The following is a 16,110-nucleotide window of genomic DNA, read 5'->3' on the forward strand; positions in this document are numbered from 1 at the left end:
AATGATATAGTGGTTGTTTAGAGATCCTCAGAATAAAACAAGAGTCTGCAGCGGTCTCCTCGAAAAATACTTTTGTTCAAAATAATCGGGTTTCCTTGCGCGTCCATGCCCAGCTTGGTTAATTTCAAGGCCGGCTGTCCTTCCATCACCTCAAGCACTTGCGCCTCGTAAGCGGAAAGGAGTACGGGCTCAATAAACGTTTTGGTCTTGCTAATGTGCACGTTATATTTTTCAGCCAGGAGATCAAACACCCGTCCCTCAAAATTATGACTCAAAAAGTCAGGGTAAGGATCTATCCTCAAGTAGGATTTTTCCAAGACAGAGGGTTCAGTTTCTTCTTTAAAATAACGCAAGCGTAAAATCTCATAGACCTTTTCATTCGGCACGATGTGTAACGATGAAGCTATAGACGGCGAACAACGGATTTCCCTTAAGCTAAGAGGGACGTGCTTCGTTCCCCACTCTAGGGGAAAGCGAAAACTAATGAAGTTGCCCTCTACCTTGGGTGCAGCGACAAAGGTTCCTTTTCCCTGCTTGCGGTTGAGCAGTCCTTCCCGAACGAGGTCCAGAATAGCCTGCCGGACCGTCGATCGGCTAATTTTATAGTCTGACGCAAGCTGTATCTCATTGGGAATCTGATCACCGGGACTCCATTCGCCACCTTCGATCTTTTCCTTGAGTATCTCTTTTAACTGGTAATAGAGCGGCAATCCATTTTCATCGTGGTTTAAATTCTTCATCCTGTTTCCTCCCGAAGTACTTCTTTTATTTGAGCAACCTTCTGATCCAGCTCCTTCAGGGAACGAGCCATGGCTGCGTTTCTCTCATTTAATCTCGTCTTATCCAATTCCATCCGCTCCTTTAACCTGTGAATTTGCCGTTCTACCTCGCTTGGGGAAGAACCGCCGGCGATCTTGCGCGCCCGTACATTCAAGATCGGATCCAAAGCTAGTTTCACTCGATCTTCAAGAAGGTTCACTTCCTTGCCTAAAGTCTCGCGTGAAATTTTAGCAATGATGTCAGAACCAATCTGATCCGCACTTTGCTTTTGATTCAAGGTCTCCGTTACAACTCCCGCTACAATATGGTGAGCTTCGCGGAACGATAGAGAAAGCTCCCTCACCAGCACGTTCGCCAATTCCGTCACGGTTGAGAAATTCGTCCTCGTTCTAGCCAGCATCTGCTCTTCATGAATGGTCACCGTCTGAAGCGTGGCAATCAGGAGCTTCAGAGCGGCTTCTACTTCATAAAGCGCTTCCCAGTAGAATTTGAGACTTTCTGTGCTGACATCCCGGGAATGCGTAAAAGGCGTATTCTTTAAACTACTTGATGCCGAAATGTAAGCGGCCTGAAGATGGGCGGCTTTTGCCTTCACATGTTCGAGCGTGATGGGATTTTTCTTCTGTGGCATAATGCTGCTGCAGGCAGCAACCGAATTGCCCACTTCGATGTAGGCGAACTCGTCGGTTGCCCACGTATATAAATCTTGACTGAGCCTACTTAAGTTTATCATGAGGATACTCAGACCGGATAAAATCTCGAGCACATAATCTCTAGAAGCCACCCCGTCTATTGAATTATACATAATGTTGTCAAACCCAAGAAACTCAGCTGTCCGATTTCTGTTAATGGCAAAGGTTGTCGAAGCCATGGCTCCTGATCCTAAAGGATTAAGATTTAACCGTTCATAGGCTTGGTCAAGCCGGCTGAAGTCCCGTTCCAACGCATGAAGGATGCCGGATAAATAATGGGAAAACGTAACGGGTTCGGCTGGCTGCATGTGAGTATAGCCTGGCATCACCGTATCCGTATGCTTTTCAGCCAAGTCGAGGAGGGTTCCGCGAAGCTCAAGGATGAGTTCATAGAGCTTATGTAAAGATTCTCGGCTTGCCATTCGGGTCACGGTCGCATAGAGGTCATTTCGACTTCGGCCGGTATGCATCCGCCCCCCCGTTTCCATTCCAATCTGTTGAATGATATAGCTTTCAATATTAAAGTAAAGATCTTCTAGATTCGGATCGATCTCGAGGATCCCCGGTCCAGCGGATTCCATCCTTTCGATCACTTCTGCAATTTGCTTAGCAGCCTCAGCCTCGATAACCCCCTGTTCCACCAGCATCACCAGATGCGCCTTACTGACCGCCAGCATATGATAATACGATCGATTCAAATCATTCTTAATGGCAGGCTCGAATAAAAATTGAATCATCTCCTGAGCCGGCTTTTCTTTCAATCGTTCTCTCACTTTATTTTCTCCTCCATCCATTATCGCTTGTTAGAATGTACGAACAAATTTACGTTCACCCTTTCCTTGTGCATTTTATTGTACGTATGTACGTACAATTAGGTGGATGAAACATAGCTTACCTAACCAATAAACATAAGTACTTTTTTGTTAGTTGTACGTATGTACGTACAACTAATGGTGAAGCATAGCTTACTTAACCAACAACCTTAGGTATCTTTTTGATTATTGTACGTATGTACGTACAATTAATTGAATCTTTAGTAAGATCTTACCATCCACAACCGCTTTTGGTCAACTATAAATATTCAAAATATTGTTAGATTTTATTACACTATTTCCATGGTGGTCTTCTGGTTTCTCCGTGCTGACCGCACAAAAAATGAGACTAACCAGAGTTAGCCTCATTTCTAAAACAATGGATCGTAGCATTATTTCAAGAGGCAGTTTGGCTTTTATAGGTGTTTTTCAAACCATTTCATTGTATCTCTCATAGCTTTTTCAGGATCTAAAATATATCTTCTATCTAATAATTCTAGACCTAAATATCCCTTATAGTCTATTTCTTTAAGTACATTTAGTGAACCAGCCATATCCAATATCCCTTCTCCAGGAACCAGATGTCCGCCAGGATTGCCATCTACAAAATGGACATGAGTTAAATTATCTCCTAACTCTTTTATAAAGTCATGAAGGGTATCTTTTCCTGTAGTGGCCATAACGTCCGTATCAGCCAAGCCTTTTAAATGAGAGCTTCCGACTTCTTCTATCATCTTGGCTATATGACTGGCTCTATTAAATACATGAGTCGTAAAGCTAGTGAATGCTTCCATAGGGAGATAAATGCCCTCTTTTTCCGCTGTTTTGCAGATCTCGCTTAAAGATTCCCTACACCAATTCCATTGGTCTGCCGCATCAACATCCAAATACGCGATTCCCGTGGTGACTAACACTTGCTCGCAGTCTAGAAGAGAAGCCGCTTCAATGTGTCGGCAAAAAAACTCAATGCTTTTCTTTCGGTATTCTTTATCTGGATGACTAATGCTTATTGGGTAGACAAACTGTTCAGGGGTAAAACAAATGACTTTTAAGCCTCTGTCTTTTATTTTTTTATTTAAATTTTTTAGATCTTGATTTGTAAAATAATCTAAATGGAGGTGTGGCCCTGAAGCCCACAATTCAATGTTACGAAATCCCAATCTTGTTACAGAATCCAAAAAATAATCCAATGAATATCTTCTGTAATGATAGTTTGCCGCTGCAACCTGTGAAATATCTATCATAATAATAATAGCCCCTTTCTTTATAGCCCATGCGAGCTCTTCTAGCATAACTGCAATCATGTGAATCGTTATAGGATTGACGGTACTATCAACCTTCTTGTTTATTCATTCCTCATAGGCTTAATAGCCCGTTCACCTTCTCTTGAAGTCTAGCTCGTGCTGCAGCCATTTGCCTTACTCGCTCTAAGCGTTCACTCTCGTCTCTTTTACATTGATTCCAAAGCGATTCAAGCTGCGATTCCACTTCGTTGAATGCAGGGCCTCCTACCGTGGATTTCAATTGAACATTAGACACAGGGTGAAGCACGAGCTTTAGTTGATCATCCGTTAAGTGAATTTCTTTTCCTAGGACCGCCTTAGAAAAGTGAAGCATTTTGTGCTGCGTGATATGTTCAGGCGTTTCCTTCCTTTCCAAGAGATCATTCACCAAACTTCCCACGAGCTGATGAGCTTCCGTAAAAGATATTCCCCCTTCCCTAACCAATACATTGGCTAGTTCCGTTACGGTACAGAAATTCTTTTGAGCTCGTTCGAGCATGAGTTCGCGGTTTACCTTAAGGGTTTTGATTGTAGCCATTAGGATGGACACGGACGCTTCCACTTCACGAAGCGCTTCCCAAAAGTACCGCGGGCTCTCCAAGGCAGTATCACAGCTATGCCCAAAAGGTGTATTTTTCATGCTTCCCAAGCACGATATTAGTGCTCCTTGAACATGGGCTGCTTTGGCTTTTACATGCTCAAGTGTGAGAGGATTCTTTTTTTGCGGCATAATACTGCTGCAAATTGCTACGGAATTCCCTACCTCGATATAGGAAAATTCGGATGTAGTCCATATATAAAGATCATGGGCAAGTCGGCTTAGACCAACGGAGAGAATACTTAATGCCGATAGAATTTCCGGCAGATAATCTCTCGAGGCTACACCATCGAATGAATTTTTTGTTATGTCTTCAAATCCTAAAAAACGGGCTGTCCGTTCACGCTGAATGGGAAAGGAAGTGGAAGCCAGCGCTCCAGAACCCATCGGGCATTCATTGACTCTTTTCCATGCGCCGTACAATCTATCATAATCCCTTTCTAAGGAATGCAGAATACCCGACAGATAGTGGCCTAACGTAATCGGCTCAGCCGGCTGCATATGGGTATAGCCTGACATGACTACGTCGGTTTGTTTCTTGGCAAACTCCAGCAGGGTGAAGCGAAGCTGATTAACAAGTGAACCAATACCCAACAATTGATCTCGGCAGTTCATTCTGTTCATCGTGGCAAAAAAGTCATTTCGGCTACGACCCGTATGCAGGCGCCCACCTACTTCAATGCCTGTTTGCTGAATGATGTACGATTCGATATTAAAGAACAAATCTTCTAGTTCATAGTTAATGGGCAAGATAGAGCTCCCTTTTTCCTCTAACTCCGAAATCACTTTTATGATTTCTCTTCCATCCTCTGGGGAGACCATTCCCTGTTCGACAAGCATGACCAAATGGGCTTTATTAATCTCCAGCAATTTATCATACGATGTCTCTAAATCCGCTTGAATCCAAGGTTTGATTAAATACGAGATAACCTCTTGGGCAGGTGCTTCTTTCAATCTTTCTCTCAAGTTAGATCCTCCTTCTTCAACATTAGATGAAGTGAAACGAGCCAATAAATCCCTTATAGGCTCGCTTCCCTTTCATGTCATTAGTATTGATGGAAGTATTCCTGGATCTTTTTCGGATCGTTTGTCTGGGTGAGCGCAAGCATCAGCAAAATTCTAGCCTTTTGAGGATTTAAGGAATCTGCAGCAATCAGGTCCGGACCATAATAGCTAGAAGGGGTCACGATTCCACCTCCTACTCGGGAGGAACGAACCACGGTCACGCCTTTTTTCATAGCATCCTTCGCAGCAGTAAAAGCATTTTCGGACAGCGATCCATTCCCGGAACCGGCAATAACGATCCCTTTTGCCCCCGCTGCTACGGCTGCGTCATAGAGATATCTTCCATCATTCTGATGTCCATAAAGAATATCGACTTGAGGAAGTTGCTCGATCTTAGAAATATCAAATACCGTATCTTTCGTATGCTTGCGTGTCATTTCGTTGTAGAAGTAAAGCTTTCCTCCGGCAATGGCCCCCAAGTATCCCTGTTCAGCGGATTGGAAGGTGTCTGTCATGGTCGTGTTGGTCTTGGTCACATATCGGGCAGATCCGATCCGATCATTCAGTGCCATGATGACACCTTTTCCTTTTGCATCTTTACTGGAGGCAATCTTGACCGCGTTATAAAGATTAAAGGGACCATCCGCGCTGATTGCCGTCGCTGGTCTCATGGCGCCTACCACAACAACCGGCTTATCGCTTTTAACAACAAGGTTCAAAAAATACGCTGTTTCTTCTAACGTATCGGTCCCATGGGTAATGACAATGCCGTCAACGTCATCAGATGCAAGCAGTTCATTTACCCTCTTCCCCAATTGGAGCAAAATCTTATTATTGATATTAGGGCTTCCGGTGTTTGCGATCTGCTCCCCCGTGATATTCGCCATGGCTTTCATTTCCGGTACGGCATTGATCAGGATATCAACCGCCAGGGCCCCTGCTTTATATCCCGTCGTATCGGTATTGGAAGCTGCAGAACCGGCAATGGTCCCCCCAGTAGCAAGGATTTTTACATTTGGAAGATCAGCTTTGACTTCCTCCGCCTGGACGACGGGAGCAGTAAAAGAACCAAATGGTACCATGTAAGGTGCGCTTAATAAAGTACTAGCTAATAAGGTTACGGCAAAGAATTTGATCTTCTTCATATTTCTGCTCCTCCGTCTCTTATTTGGGGTGTTCATGTTTAGTAAGGCACCTTGAACATATAGCGTCTGGTTTCAAGCGGATGACCGGTTGCTTTCGCTAATTCAACTGCGTAAACTCGCAGGACGAAGTTCAACACAAGCGGAGCCAAGTATCCTTTCATCTCATCGTCTACTCCATCCATGTCAAATTCTTTGGCATCGAGGATCAACAATTTTTCCCCATGTTCCTTCAGGAACTTCAGCGCACGCTCTTCCATCGGGCGTGTTTCATCCAATCCCATGAGGAGAATAAACGGAACATTCTTGTCTAAGATTTCGAATGGTCCATGGAAAAACTCACCGGCATGAATCGCGTGGGAGTGCTTCCACTGCATTTCCATGAGGATACAGATGGCAAAAGAATAGGCGATCCCATAGTTCGCTCCGCTTGCCATGGTGTAAATGACGGATTCATCCTTATTTTCACTGGCATAAATCTTGGCTGGTTCCGTATAGTGCTGTTTGGCTTTTGCTAAGATTCTGCTCATGTGATTAAGGCTATTCAGTAGTTTTTCGTATTTCTTATTGCCTTCCTTCACATACAGCAGACCCATGGTCAAACGGTATAGAATGGCGTAATTGGCGATTTCCGGATGCGGGTCCACTTCTCCCGGAGGCGCCCAGCTGTAGTTCACAATAAAATCGGATTCATCGGCAAGAGGAGCGTGTGCTACATACATCAGAGAAACAACGAGAGCCCCTTTGCTCTTGGCGAATTTAGCCGCTTCGGTTGTTTCCGGAGTTTTTCCTTTGTGGGAGCAAAGAATGACTAAGGAACTTTCTCCTAGCGATTGCGGATGACGGTAGATAAATTCATTGGAATTGTAAACCTCAGCTGTGATGGTTTGGGATTCACGATCGATCAAATATTTACTGGGGTACATAAGCGCCGAAGATCCGCCGCAGGCTACAAGAAAAACACGGTCAATATTTCGATTTTTATAAGCTTCTAAAATTTGCTCCACCTGCGTATGAGCCTTGGTTAATGTGTTTGAAACGGTCATGATATAGGCCTCCTAAATTTTGTTGTTATATCTTGTCATATTGTTAGTTATAACAAGTTATGCAAAATCTGTCAATTGGTTTTTCTAAACCCGGTTCAGTAATTTTTCTGCGTGTGTTGAAAAGGGGCTACTTTCCTCCGCCCTAATAAGATAAACCCGATAGCGCCTAACAGGCTTAAGAACGCAGCCGATTCGAACAGGATCGTAAACCCGCCTACTTCGATGACCCAGCCCCCCACATTACTTGCTAAAATTCCCGCTATATTGGTGTAAACCACGATAAATAGCGAATGGGCCGTCGTTTTCGTCGACTCCGGGCTCATATCATAAGCATAATTGATTCCTGCAGCGAAAAATAAAGCATACGTTGAACCGGCAAGCACCTGATTGAACACCAGGATTCCGAAGCTCGGTTCCAATGAGAGAATAAACCAGCGAATCGCTCCGACTGCTGATACGGCAGCAAGCGTGGGTACATAGCCGAACTTTTTGATCACATAGCCAGAAAAGAAAAAAACAGGAATTTCCGTTAACGCAGATACGGCATACAATTGGCCCAATCGCCCCGAAACATCTCCGCCAAATTGACTGATGTAGACGGAATAAAAAGCATTATGTAGCTGAGGACCAATCGCAGCCAAAAACACAGGAAGAAGAAATAATAAAAATTTCGGCTCCTTCAGAAGAGGAATCATCTGCTTCAGCATTCCGCTTCTTGCTGTTCCCCTGGGATGCTCCTCCTTTTTGATAAAAAAAGTTAGGGCACACATCATGGACATCGTCACGATATACACGCTAAACATCAGGGAGATTCCCGACCGGTTATAAAGCCAGCCGAGCAAGGTAACAGACAAACTGAAGCTGATCGATCCCAGCACCCGGATGGTCCCGTAGCTCAAGTTGTTCTGTTTCGCATGGCGGACGGTCATCGCATCAATAATCGGCACCGTGGTCGATGCAAAAACAGCCAGAACAACGGATATTAAAATATAATACAGAAAATTCTGGTCAGCAAGCTGATAGGACAGAGCGATCCAAGGAGTCAAGGAAGTACTAATGATCAGGATCAGCTTGGTGACTCCGAAGGTATCAATCAGCATTCCCCAAATCGGCTGGACCAGAAATCCAACCAGCGGTCCGATAGAGAAAAGCAGGCCAATCTGTTGAGCATTCAAGCCTTCCTCCGCAAACCAATAACCGATGAAAGGAAGGAAAGCAGCATGGGCGAGATAGAAAAAATAATTGTAAATATGCAGAAAATACTTTCTCACAAAAGCACTCATTAATCACTTCCTTATTGCAGTCTTCTCTCCATTCTTCTAGAAAGAAGGGAAAGCGGATAGCAAATCACAAAATAGACCACTAAGACCACCGTGTACATCTGAAACGCGATCGCCGCTCCTTGAAGAATTTCGACCCGTTCAATAATCAACTGGGCTGACTTGAGGAAATCCACGTTCCCGATCAGAATGGACAGGGAAGTTGACTGAATCAAATTGGACAACAAGCCAATAATCGAAGGCAGCATGCGACGGAAAGCCTGCGGCAAAATAACGTAACGCATAGTCTGCAGTTGGCTTAAGCCAAGCGATAAGCTGGCTTCCACCTGCGTTGGCGGAATGGACTGGATGGCCCCTCGAACCGCCACCGATATATTCGCACTGCTCCATAAACTCAAGGCAAGCATAGCGGAGATATAGCTGTTCACGCGAATCCCCACTTCCGGCAGGATAAAAAAGACCATAAACAGAGTAATGACGATAGGCAACCCGCGAAACAGCTCGGCATACCCCCTGGCGATGGAGAAAATCACCATTTGCTTGGAAGTCTGCATCACCCCTACCAGCACCCCGACAACCAGAGCAATCACAATACAACTTACGCTAAGCTGAAGTGTCTTCATCAACCCTTCTAACAGTAAGGGGAAGCTTGCTACTATGGTTTCCAGCGTTCTTCACCACCTTGTCTTTACTTTTTTTATTAAAATCCAGTTTTCGTTCAATTCTGCTAAATAGGAATGAGGTTCCCCAGATCAGAATTAAATAGATCGTCGCAATCGTGAACAACATTTCATAAGTTTTGAAATCATACGCGATCCGGTCCACGGCCATGAACGTCAGTTCCGCCACACCAATACCGGTCATATAGGCGGAGTTCTTCAAAACGGACACCGCGGTATTGGAGAAGGCAGGAAAGCTGATCCGAAACCCCAGCGGCACGATAATGTGCTGCACGATTTGCCGGCGGCTGAGACCCAAGGATTGCCCGGATTCAATGAGGGCTTTGGGCACGTTATCCGTACCGCTCCTGAAATTCTCTACTGCAAAGGCTCCGCCCCATAGGGATAAAGATAATATCCCTACCGTAACGGCTGACAATTTAATCCCGATCGCCGGCAACCCAAAATATAAGAAGAATACATGAACCAACAGCGGTGTATTCCGAATGACTTCCACATAAACCGTCACCAGATGGGACAAGACGGGAATCTTCAGGGTGCGAATCACCGCACCGCTGATCCCAATCACAAGAGACAGGATCATACTGATCACACTGATCCATAGGGTCATTTTCAGACCGGTAAGAAGCAGAGGCAGCGTCTGCAGGATATAAGCGAAATCGAAACTCAAATCACCTTCCTCCTTTCTTTTTCCTCATTACATCGCATTCCGGAGAAATTGTTTGGTTCGATCTTCCTTAGGATTCCCGAAGATTTCATCCGGGGTTCCCTGCTCGACAATGACTCCCTGGTCCATAAAGATAATCCGGTCTCCCACTTCACGGGCAAACCCCATCTCATGGGTCACAATCATCATGGTTGTACCTCTCGCAGCCAAGTCCTTCATCACATCCAGTACGTCTCTCACCCGCTCCGGATCAAGCGCGGAGGTAACTTCATCAAAAAGAATAACTTCCGGATTCATGACTAGCGACCTGGCGATTGCGACACGCTGCTGCTGTCCTCCCGATAATTGGGAAGGATAGCTGTTCTCTTTATCAAGTAAGCCCACTTGCTCCAGCAGCGCTCGCGCCTGGGGAAGTACTTCGCTTTTCGATTTCTTTTGAGCCTTCATCGGAGCAAGAAGCAGATTTTCCATGACCGTCATGTGAGGAAACAAGTTATAGCTTTGAAATACCATTCCGATTCGCTGCCTCACCTTTTGCAGCGCAGAAGGCGTGTTGAACTCGATGGGCTGGTCGTCAATGGAAACGGAACCCCCATTAATTCCCTCCAACCCATTCAGACAGCGGAGCAGCGTGCTTTTTCCTGATCCGCTCGGACCGATGATCACGATCACTTCGCGGGGAAACACATCAATATCCACACCTCGGAGGATCTGTTGATCTCCGAAGTGTTTTTGCAAATTGCGAATGGCTAATTTAGGTTTTGCTGCCATACAACGACCTCCTACGGAATTTATGGGCGAGGAATCATCTGCATCGGATCCAGATCGCCAGCTTTCGGCATGTACTTTTCAATCAAGACTTTGAAATGGTCCTCTTTTCTCATTTTTTCAAGCGATGCGTTCAAGAAGTCCAGCATTTCCGCATCATTTTTACGAACACCCATGGCCATCGGAGCAAAAGCCACTTGTTCTCCCACCACCGCATATTCCGGAGAAGTCTTCGTGAATTCGGACATCAGGACCGCATCATGGAACATCGCATCCCCTCTTCCGTCCTTCAGAGCCCGGAAGGCATCGGCATTGCTCTCGAGCTTGATCTGCTCAGCCGTTGGAACATTCTGTTCGAGGTAAGTGGATCCGGTAGAACCTTTAATGACAATGACTTTCTTACCGGCAAGGTCCGGGATCGCCTTGATCGGGCTGTCTTTCGGAACGACGGTCACTGCGCCTCCGTCAAAGAAGTTGGTCGTGAAGTCAATGACCTTCTTGCGCTCCTCCGTTACGCCCAACGTAGCGGAAATAAAGTCGATCTTTTTAGAATCCAGATAAGGAATACGATTCGTGGCATTGACAGGTACAAACTCAACTGCCTCAGGGTCACCGAAAGCATACTCGGCCATTCTCCGGACCACATCCGGCTCATAGCCGGTGTTTACCCCTTTTTCATTCAGGTATCCCAATGGGGGATAATCTATTTTTACCCCCACAACCAGCTTCCCTCTCTCCTTCACTTCGGCAGGCAGCGGAGGAAGATCACTAGCAGCCGTTGGAGGCGCATCCGGTGCCCCCGTCGAACTGCCTGTGGTTGGATTGGAGCCGCATCCGGCAAGCATCGCTACAATTGATGACACCATGACCATCATGGAAAGCTTTTTCTTCATTTCTTTTTTCATTTCTAATCCCTCGCATTCGTCTAATATTTTCCTACAAGACTCGTTTACGCTGAATAATGCAACCCCCGTTAGCACTTGAAAATGAGTTGATGGTCATTCTTTCCCGGTGAAATCCCCCCTTTCATTCTGTCGCGAATGCTCTTTCCAGTTTCTTGATTGATATCATTTTAAATAAAATATTTTTATTTATCTGAAAATATGGGATAGATCTAAATCTCTTAGCTTCCAAGCATCCTGAATAGGATTTAGAATCCATTATATCTAAATAATCATTTAGCGGTAAACTACCAATTCCTTTACTCACCAATGATCTCAATATAAACTTTCCGACTTTTTGGACCGTCAAATTCCGTGAAGTACACATCCTGAGCATCCCCTGATACGAGTTTTCCATCTTGGACGACAAACATACAGCTGTTGCCCGACAGCATCGATTTGAGGTGGGAAGGCGAGTTGCTGCCTGTCGCCCCATAGGAAGGCAGAAAGTGAGCATGAGCATATGGCGCGTCTTTCGGTATTAAACGTTCTAAGGTTTCTTCGATATCGGTTTCTACGCATGTCAGACCCTCGTTGACCATGATTCCTGTTGTTGTATGGGCCGTGATGACGGCCGCCAATCCATTCTGAATCCCCGACTCCTCCACAAAGCTTCGAACATCTTCCGTAATCTTGATCATTTGAAATTCTTTTCTTGTGTTTAGTACCATCACTTTGATTTTGACCATATCGACTATCCTTTCCATCCTAAGAATCGTTCCGCATTTCCTCCCAAGATTTTCTCTAGCGTTTTAGGCCGTAAATTCAGACTCCTTAAAGCAGGCAGCATCCTTTTCGCTTTAAAGCGCGGACTGTTTGTACCAAACATGACTTTGTCATTCAGGTTTCTCTCAATCCATAGCGGTCCCATATTCTTCGTAAACACCTGGTCGAAAAAGTCATGGGCATTATCCATGTGCAGCAAGGAGGTATCGGTATAGACGTTTGGATATTTGAGTAAGAGCATGATAGTTTCATGGATCCACGGCCATCCGAAGTGAGCCAGGCACATGCGCAAGGTTGGATAAGCCATTGCCACCTCCTCAAAATGTAGAGGGTGCGAATATTTGGCGGGAGCATCCGGTTCCCAGGTCATGCCGGCATGAAACATAATCGGCTTATCGTATTCGATGCATTTTTCATAGAGCGGTTTCAGGATCTCATCATATGGATAAAACTTTTGCTTCGAAGGGTGAAGCTTCAATCCCATTAACCCTAGTTCTTTAAACGCATAGTCAAGCACATCTACTGCATCACCACGGTACGGATCCACGCTCGCAAACCCGATAAACCGATGAGGCGCAAGATCGACGAGTGTCTTGATCTGTTCATTGGATACGATGTGTCCCCCTTGTTGAGTCGTAATGTCTTCTGGAAGGAGGATCGATTTATCTACGTTCATGTAATCCATTTCAATAAAGACCGATTCTAACGAATAAGGAGACTGTTTAAAGATTCCGAATTGCTCTTTGCGAAAACTCAGCTCCTCTTTATCCTCGCAAATATCCTTATAAAAGATCGGGTGTGTATGTACATCAATAATCATTTAGAAAACCACCTTCCGATGTTTCAACCTAAGTTTAATAAGGCTCAAATTTCATGACCACTTGGGAAGCCACCTTAGCCCCATGGTGCAAAGACTCCTGGATGGACCAGTTTTGGAGGATACCATACATGAAACCAGCACAGAAGGAATCTCCCGCCCCAACGGTATTAACCACTTCCACCTTGACAATGCCCTCCCTGTAGTACGATTCACCATCATAGGCAATACTGCCTTTCTCTCCCAGCGTCGCGATGACAACCTTGGGTCCTAGATCTTTAGCCCATTTCAGGTAATCCAAGATAAACTCATCTTCTCCCTTGTCATAGGAGAAAAAGGCATAATCAACAGAAGGAAGGATGGATTCAGGTATCTCATTTACCCTTACGGAAAAATCGAAAACAGTCAAAATTCCATGCTCTTTAAATTGCGGAAGAAGCCCCATAATCTTACCCGATAAATTGGTGTGTAGGACATCATGCTCCTTAATGAAGGCAATATCCTCATCCGTCAAGGAAAAACTACTCATGACCCCTTCGACCATTTCCTTATGCACCCGATCATTCCCATTCAGATCCATCTTGTAGATCGCGGTACTTCCCTTTTTAACATGAAGATGGGAGATGTCTATTCCCTCATTCTGTAACAGGTCTGCCATCTGCCCCCCATACACATCATCCCCAATGACACTGATCATGGACGTGTCTACACCCATTCGACTGAGATGGATGACAAAATCGACACTATTACCTGTAGGATAATGCTTGTTCAAATTTTCATAGAGATCAATGCAATTAAATCCCACACCTGCAACCCTCATAAAATCCTCCCTTCTTTCCATAAATGAACCAAAACACTAAAGCCAATTCACCACTTGCCATATGTTGTTATCATATCTTGTTATATTATAATTTATATCATCAAAACCAAGAGGCGTCAATCTATTTTTTAAATTTAAAGCGCTTGCAGTTGTTAGCTAATATAACATAACTTGCATTTTTTATTATCAAATCAAAAAGAACACCTATTTTGTAAGATAATCTCACAAAATAGGTGTTGACCCTAACGTCTATTTCTTTGTTCCATATCCGAACGCACCATAAGTCTGACAAGTTTGCGCTGCAGATTGGGCAGCCTGAAGTAACGCCTTTCTCATGTCCTGATGATCATGATACGACACGAGAAAGCCAGCAATAAACGAATCCCCCGCTCCCATCGTATCCACTACTTGAGCAGGCATTGGTGATTGTTCAAACCTCTCGCCCTTTTCTGAAAAAATTGCACTCTGCGCTCCACGGGTTACCCCTACGACTTGGACACCCCATCCATGGACTTCCTCGATTAACCTCTCAATATCCTCCAGTTCCATCTCACTGCCAGAAAAAAAAGCGTAGGTCAAATAAGGACAAACTTGCTCCAAGTAAGCCCTTGTCCATCGTTTAGGCGTAGAGAAATCATAAGAAATAGGTTGCCCAGCCAATCGGATCAACTCATGTTCGATATCACTATTGACACTCGTATGAATCAAATCATAGGTGCGAATATAATCGAGATCCTCCTCTGTAAGCTGAAGTTTCAAAAGGGACTGTACACGTTTCCCCCTATTGGTCCCTACAAACACGCGATCTCCTTCTTCATTGAGGGAAACGACAGCCTCTCCCGTAGGACCAAACACACGACGAACGCGTGTCATATCAATCTCTTCGAGGCTGGCCGCATGTATGATCAAGTCCGCCGCTTTATCATTTCCTATCATCCCAAGATAGGCACAAGCCTGAGCTCCATTGCGTTTAGCCAGCACACCTACATTAAAAGCGTTCCCACCTGGGTAAATCAAGCCTTGATCTTGATAATAATCCACTACACTGTCTCCAATACCGATCAACTTCATAAGTCACCCTCCTTTTTTAGAAAAAAGTTGTTATATCTTATAATATACTAATATATACCATCTGAAAAGATAGAAAATCAAGAAAATTTTCCAACAAAAAATCACATGCCTATAACCATCCGTTACAGTCATGTGATTTTTCAACCCTATTAAGTTTTCTTCCTCTTTACTTCTCCGTGCTATCAATGGTAAAGATGACTTTATTCGACATATATAACGAATAAGACAAATGAATCGGCCGATCCTCTTGATCATAGCTCAGTTTCTCCGTTGCAAAAAGTGGGGAACCGAGATCACAATGGAAAATATTCGCTTCATAGTCCGAGGCAAAATTAATCTCAAGCGTTCTGGAAGACCGTTTAATTTCGATGTTATATCTGTTTTTTAGAATACTATAAGTGGAAGGGGACTCCCAAATATGTTTTTCAATATTCGGTAAAAATTGGAGAGGGTAATACGAAGTTTCGATAATGAAAGGCTCGTCGTCAATAAACAGCAAACGATGCAGCTTAAGCAGCGATTCCCCTTCGAATAACTTAAACTTCTCGGCTAACGTTTCATCGGCTTGGATAATCGAACTAGATAAAATTTGCGAACCTGGTTTTTTCCCTGAATTCAACGTTAGGTCAGAGAAACTTCCAACAGAAATCAGTTCGCGTTTTTCCTTGGCTTGTTTGACAAAGGTGCCTTTCCCCTGATGACTGAAAAGGATTCCCTCATCAACCAAATCCGTGATCGCTCTGCGGGTCGTAATTCGGCTAACCCCATAGGTCTTGCACAACTCTGATTCGGCAGGCAATTGCTGGCCAGGCTTATATTTACCACGAAGGATATCTTCTTTAATAATTTGCTTTAATTGAATATATAAAGGATTTTGGCTTGAGTTGTTCAGTTTCATTATAAACCCCTATTCACCCACCTGGATTTTTTAAGAACCGACTCGTTTAGTCTGTCTCTATTAAGGATATGGTATATCTTGTAT

16 protein-coding genes are annotated in these 16,110 nt (G+C 44.4%); all 16 read right to left on the reverse strand.

Annotation, left to right across the window (positions count from 1 at the left end; genetic code table 11):
• Nucleotides 1-17: 17 nt before the first annotated feature.
• Complete coding sequence (locus EIZ58_RS25195; protein WP_134703738.1) at nucleotides 18-740, reverse strand: GntR family transcriptional regulator; 723 nt, start codon at nucleotides 738-740, stop codon at nucleotides 18-20.
• Nucleotides 737-2,245, reverse strand: a complete 1,509-nt coding sequence (argH, locus tag EIZ58_RS25200; protein ID WP_167577952.1) for an argininosuccinate lyase — start codon at nucleotides 2,243-2,245, stop codon at nucleotides 737-739. The genes EIZ58_RS25195 and argH (EIZ58_RS25200) overlap by 4 nt, the downstream gene beginning before the upstream one ends.
• A gap of 455 nt (nucleotides 2,246-2,700) precedes the next feature.
• On the reverse strand, nucleotides 2,701-3,588 hold the full coding sequence (locus EIZ58_RS25205) for a sugar phosphate isomerase/epimerase family protein (RefSeq protein ID WP_240689416.1): 888 nt from the start codon (nucleotides 3,586-3,588) through the stop codon (nucleotides 2,701-2,703).
• Nucleotides 3,589-3,640: 52 nt separating this feature from the next.
• A complete protein-coding gene (gene argH, locus EIZ58_RS25210) occupies nucleotides 3,641-5,131 on the reverse strand; it encodes an argininosuccinate lyase (RefSeq protein WP_134703741.1) in 1,491 nt (496 codons plus the stop codon).
• An 80-nt stretch (nucleotides 5,132-5,211) separates the two neighbouring features.
• A complete protein-coding gene (locus tag EIZ58_RS25215; protein ID WP_134703742.1) occupies nucleotides 5,212-6,315 on the reverse strand; it encodes a type II asparaginase in 1,104 nt (367 codons plus the stop codon).
• A 38-nt stretch (nucleotides 6,316-6,353) separates the two neighbouring features.
• Nucleotides 6,354-7,358 carry an SIS domain-containing protein gene (locus EIZ58_RS25220; RefSeq protein ID WP_134703743.1) on the reverse strand — a complete coding sequence of 335 codons (1,005 nt, stop codon included), beginning with the start codon at nucleotides 7,356-7,358 and terminating at the stop codon, nucleotides 6,354-6,356.
• 95 nt (nucleotides 7,359-7,453) lie between these two features.
• Complete coding sequence (locus tag EIZ58_RS25225) at nucleotides 7,454-8,641, reverse strand: MFS transporter (protein ID WP_134703744.1); 1,188 nt, start codon at nucleotides 8,639-8,641, stop codon at nucleotides 7,454-7,456.
• Between the two features lie 11 nt (nucleotides 8,642-8,652).
• On the reverse strand, nucleotides 8,653-9,261 hold the full coding sequence (locus EIZ58_RS25230; protein WP_134703745.1) for an amino acid ABC transporter permease: 609 nt from the start codon (nucleotides 9,259-9,261) through the stop codon (nucleotides 8,653-8,655).
• The gene (locus EIZ58_RS25235) at nucleotides 9,242-9,988 is read right to left on the reverse strand and encodes an amino acid ABC transporter permease (protein ID WP_134703746.1); all 747 of its coding nucleotides are present in this window, start codon (nucleotides 9,986-9,988) and stop codon (nucleotides 9,242-9,244) included. The genes EIZ58_RS25230 and EIZ58_RS25235 overlap by 20 nt, the downstream gene beginning before the upstream one ends.
• A 27-nt stretch (nucleotides 9,989-10,015) precedes the next feature.
• The gene (locus EIZ58_RS25240) at nucleotides 10,016-10,756 is read right to left on the reverse strand and encodes an amino acid ABC transporter ATP-binding protein (RefSeq protein ID WP_134703747.1); all 741 of its coding nucleotides are present in this window, start codon (nucleotides 10,754-10,756) and stop codon (nucleotides 10,016-10,018) included.
• Between the two features lie 20 nt (nucleotides 10,757-10,776).
• Entirely contained in the window at nucleotides 10,777-11,658 is an 882-nt protein-coding gene (locus EIZ58_RS25245; RefSeq protein WP_134703748.1) for a transporter substrate-binding domain-containing protein, read from the reverse strand.
• A 296-nt stretch (nucleotides 11,659-11,954) separates the two neighbouring features.
• On the reverse strand, nucleotides 11,955-12,401 hold the full coding sequence (locus tag EIZ58_RS25250) for a secondary thiamine-phosphate synthase enzyme YjbQ (protein WP_240689417.1): 447 nt from the start codon (nucleotides 12,399-12,401) through the stop codon (nucleotides 11,955-11,957).
• Nucleotides 12,389-13,240, reverse strand: coding sequence for an amidohydrolase family protein (locus EIZ58_RS25255; RefSeq protein WP_134703750.1), 852 nt, complete (start codon nucleotides 13,238-13,240; stop codon nucleotides 12,389-12,391). The genes EIZ58_RS25250 and EIZ58_RS25255 overlap by 13 nt, the downstream gene beginning before the upstream one ends.
• 34 nt (nucleotides 13,241-13,274) lie before the next feature.
• Entirely contained in the window at nucleotides 13,275-14,057 is a 783-nt protein-coding gene (frlD, locus tag EIZ58_RS25260; RefSeq protein WP_205672340.1) for a fructoselysine 6-kinase, read from the reverse strand.
• A gap of 249 nt (nucleotides 14,058-14,306) precedes the next feature.
• Entirely contained in the window at nucleotides 14,307-15,128 is an 822-nt protein-coding gene (locus EIZ58_RS25265; RefSeq protein WP_134703752.1) for a PfkB family carbohydrate kinase, read from the reverse strand.
• Between the two features lie 166 nt (nucleotides 15,129-15,294).
• Nucleotides 15,295-16,026: a GntR family transcriptional regulator gene (locus EIZ58_RS25270; RefSeq protein ID WP_134703753.1), complete on the reverse strand. Its 732-nt coding sequence runs from the start codon at nucleotides 16,024-16,026 to the stop codon at nucleotides 15,295-15,297.
• Nucleotides 16,027-16,110 lie beyond the last annotated feature (84 nt).

The organism is Ammoniphilus sp. YIM 78166 (genome assembly GCF_004522215.1).
Lineage (GTDB): Bacteria > Bacillota > Bacilli > Aneurinibacillales > RAOX-1 > YIM-78166.

Excerpts from the sequence above, each read along its gene's own strand:
- EIZ58_RS25245 (WP_134703748.1), bottom strand. The coding sequence starts at position 11,658 with ATGAAAAAAGAAATGAAGAAAAAGCTTTCCATGATGGTCATGGTGTCA.
- EIZ58_RS25230 (WP_134703745.1), bottom strand. The coding sequence starts at position 9,261 with ATGAAGACACTTCAGCTTAGCGTAAGTTGTATTGTGATTGCTCTGGTT.
- EIZ58_RS25220 (WP_134703743.1), bottom strand. The coding sequence starts at position 7,358 with ATGACCGTTTCAAACACATTAACCAAGGCTCATACGCAGGTGGAGCAA.
- EIZ58_RS25250 (WP_240689417.1), bottom strand. The coding sequence starts at position 12,401 with ATGGAAAGGATAGTCGATATGGTCAAAATCAAAGTGATGGTACTAAAC.
- EIZ58_RS25225 (WP_134703744.1), bottom strand. The coding sequence starts at position 8,641 with ATGAGTGCTTTTGTGAGAAAGTATTTTCTGCATATTTACAATTATTTT.
- EIZ58_RS25215 (WP_134703742.1), bottom strand. The coding sequence starts at position 6,315 with ATGAAGAAGATCAAATTCTTTGCCGTAACCTTATTAGCTAGTACTTTA.
- EIZ58_RS25205 (WP_240689416.1), bottom strand. The coding sequence starts at position 3,588 with ATGATTGCAGTTATGCTAGAAGAGCTCGCATGGGCTATAAAGAAAGGG.
- EIZ58_RS25240 (WP_134703747.1), bottom strand. The coding sequence starts at position 10,756 with ATGGCAGCAAAACCTAAATTAGCCATTCGCAATTTGCAAAAACACTTC.
- EIZ58_RS25265 (WP_134703752.1), bottom strand. The coding sequence starts at position 15,128 with ATGAAGTTGATCGGTATTGGAGACAGTGTAGTGGATTATTATCAAGAT.
- EIZ58_RS25195 (WP_134703738.1), bottom strand. The coding sequence starts at position 740 with ATGAAGAATTTAAACCACGATGAAAATGGATTGCCGCTCTATTACCAG.
- EIZ58_RS25255 (WP_134703750.1), bottom strand. The coding sequence starts at position 13,240 with ATGATTATTGATGTACATACACACCCGATCTTTTATAAGGATATTTGC.
- EIZ58_RS25270 (WP_134703753.1), bottom strand. The coding sequence starts at position 16,026 with ATGAAACTGAACAACTCAAGCCAAAATCCTTTATATATTCAATTAAAG.
- frlD (WP_205672340.1), bottom strand. The coding sequence starts at position 14,057 with ATGAGGGTTGCAGGTGTGGGATTTAATTGCATTGATCTCTATGAAAAT.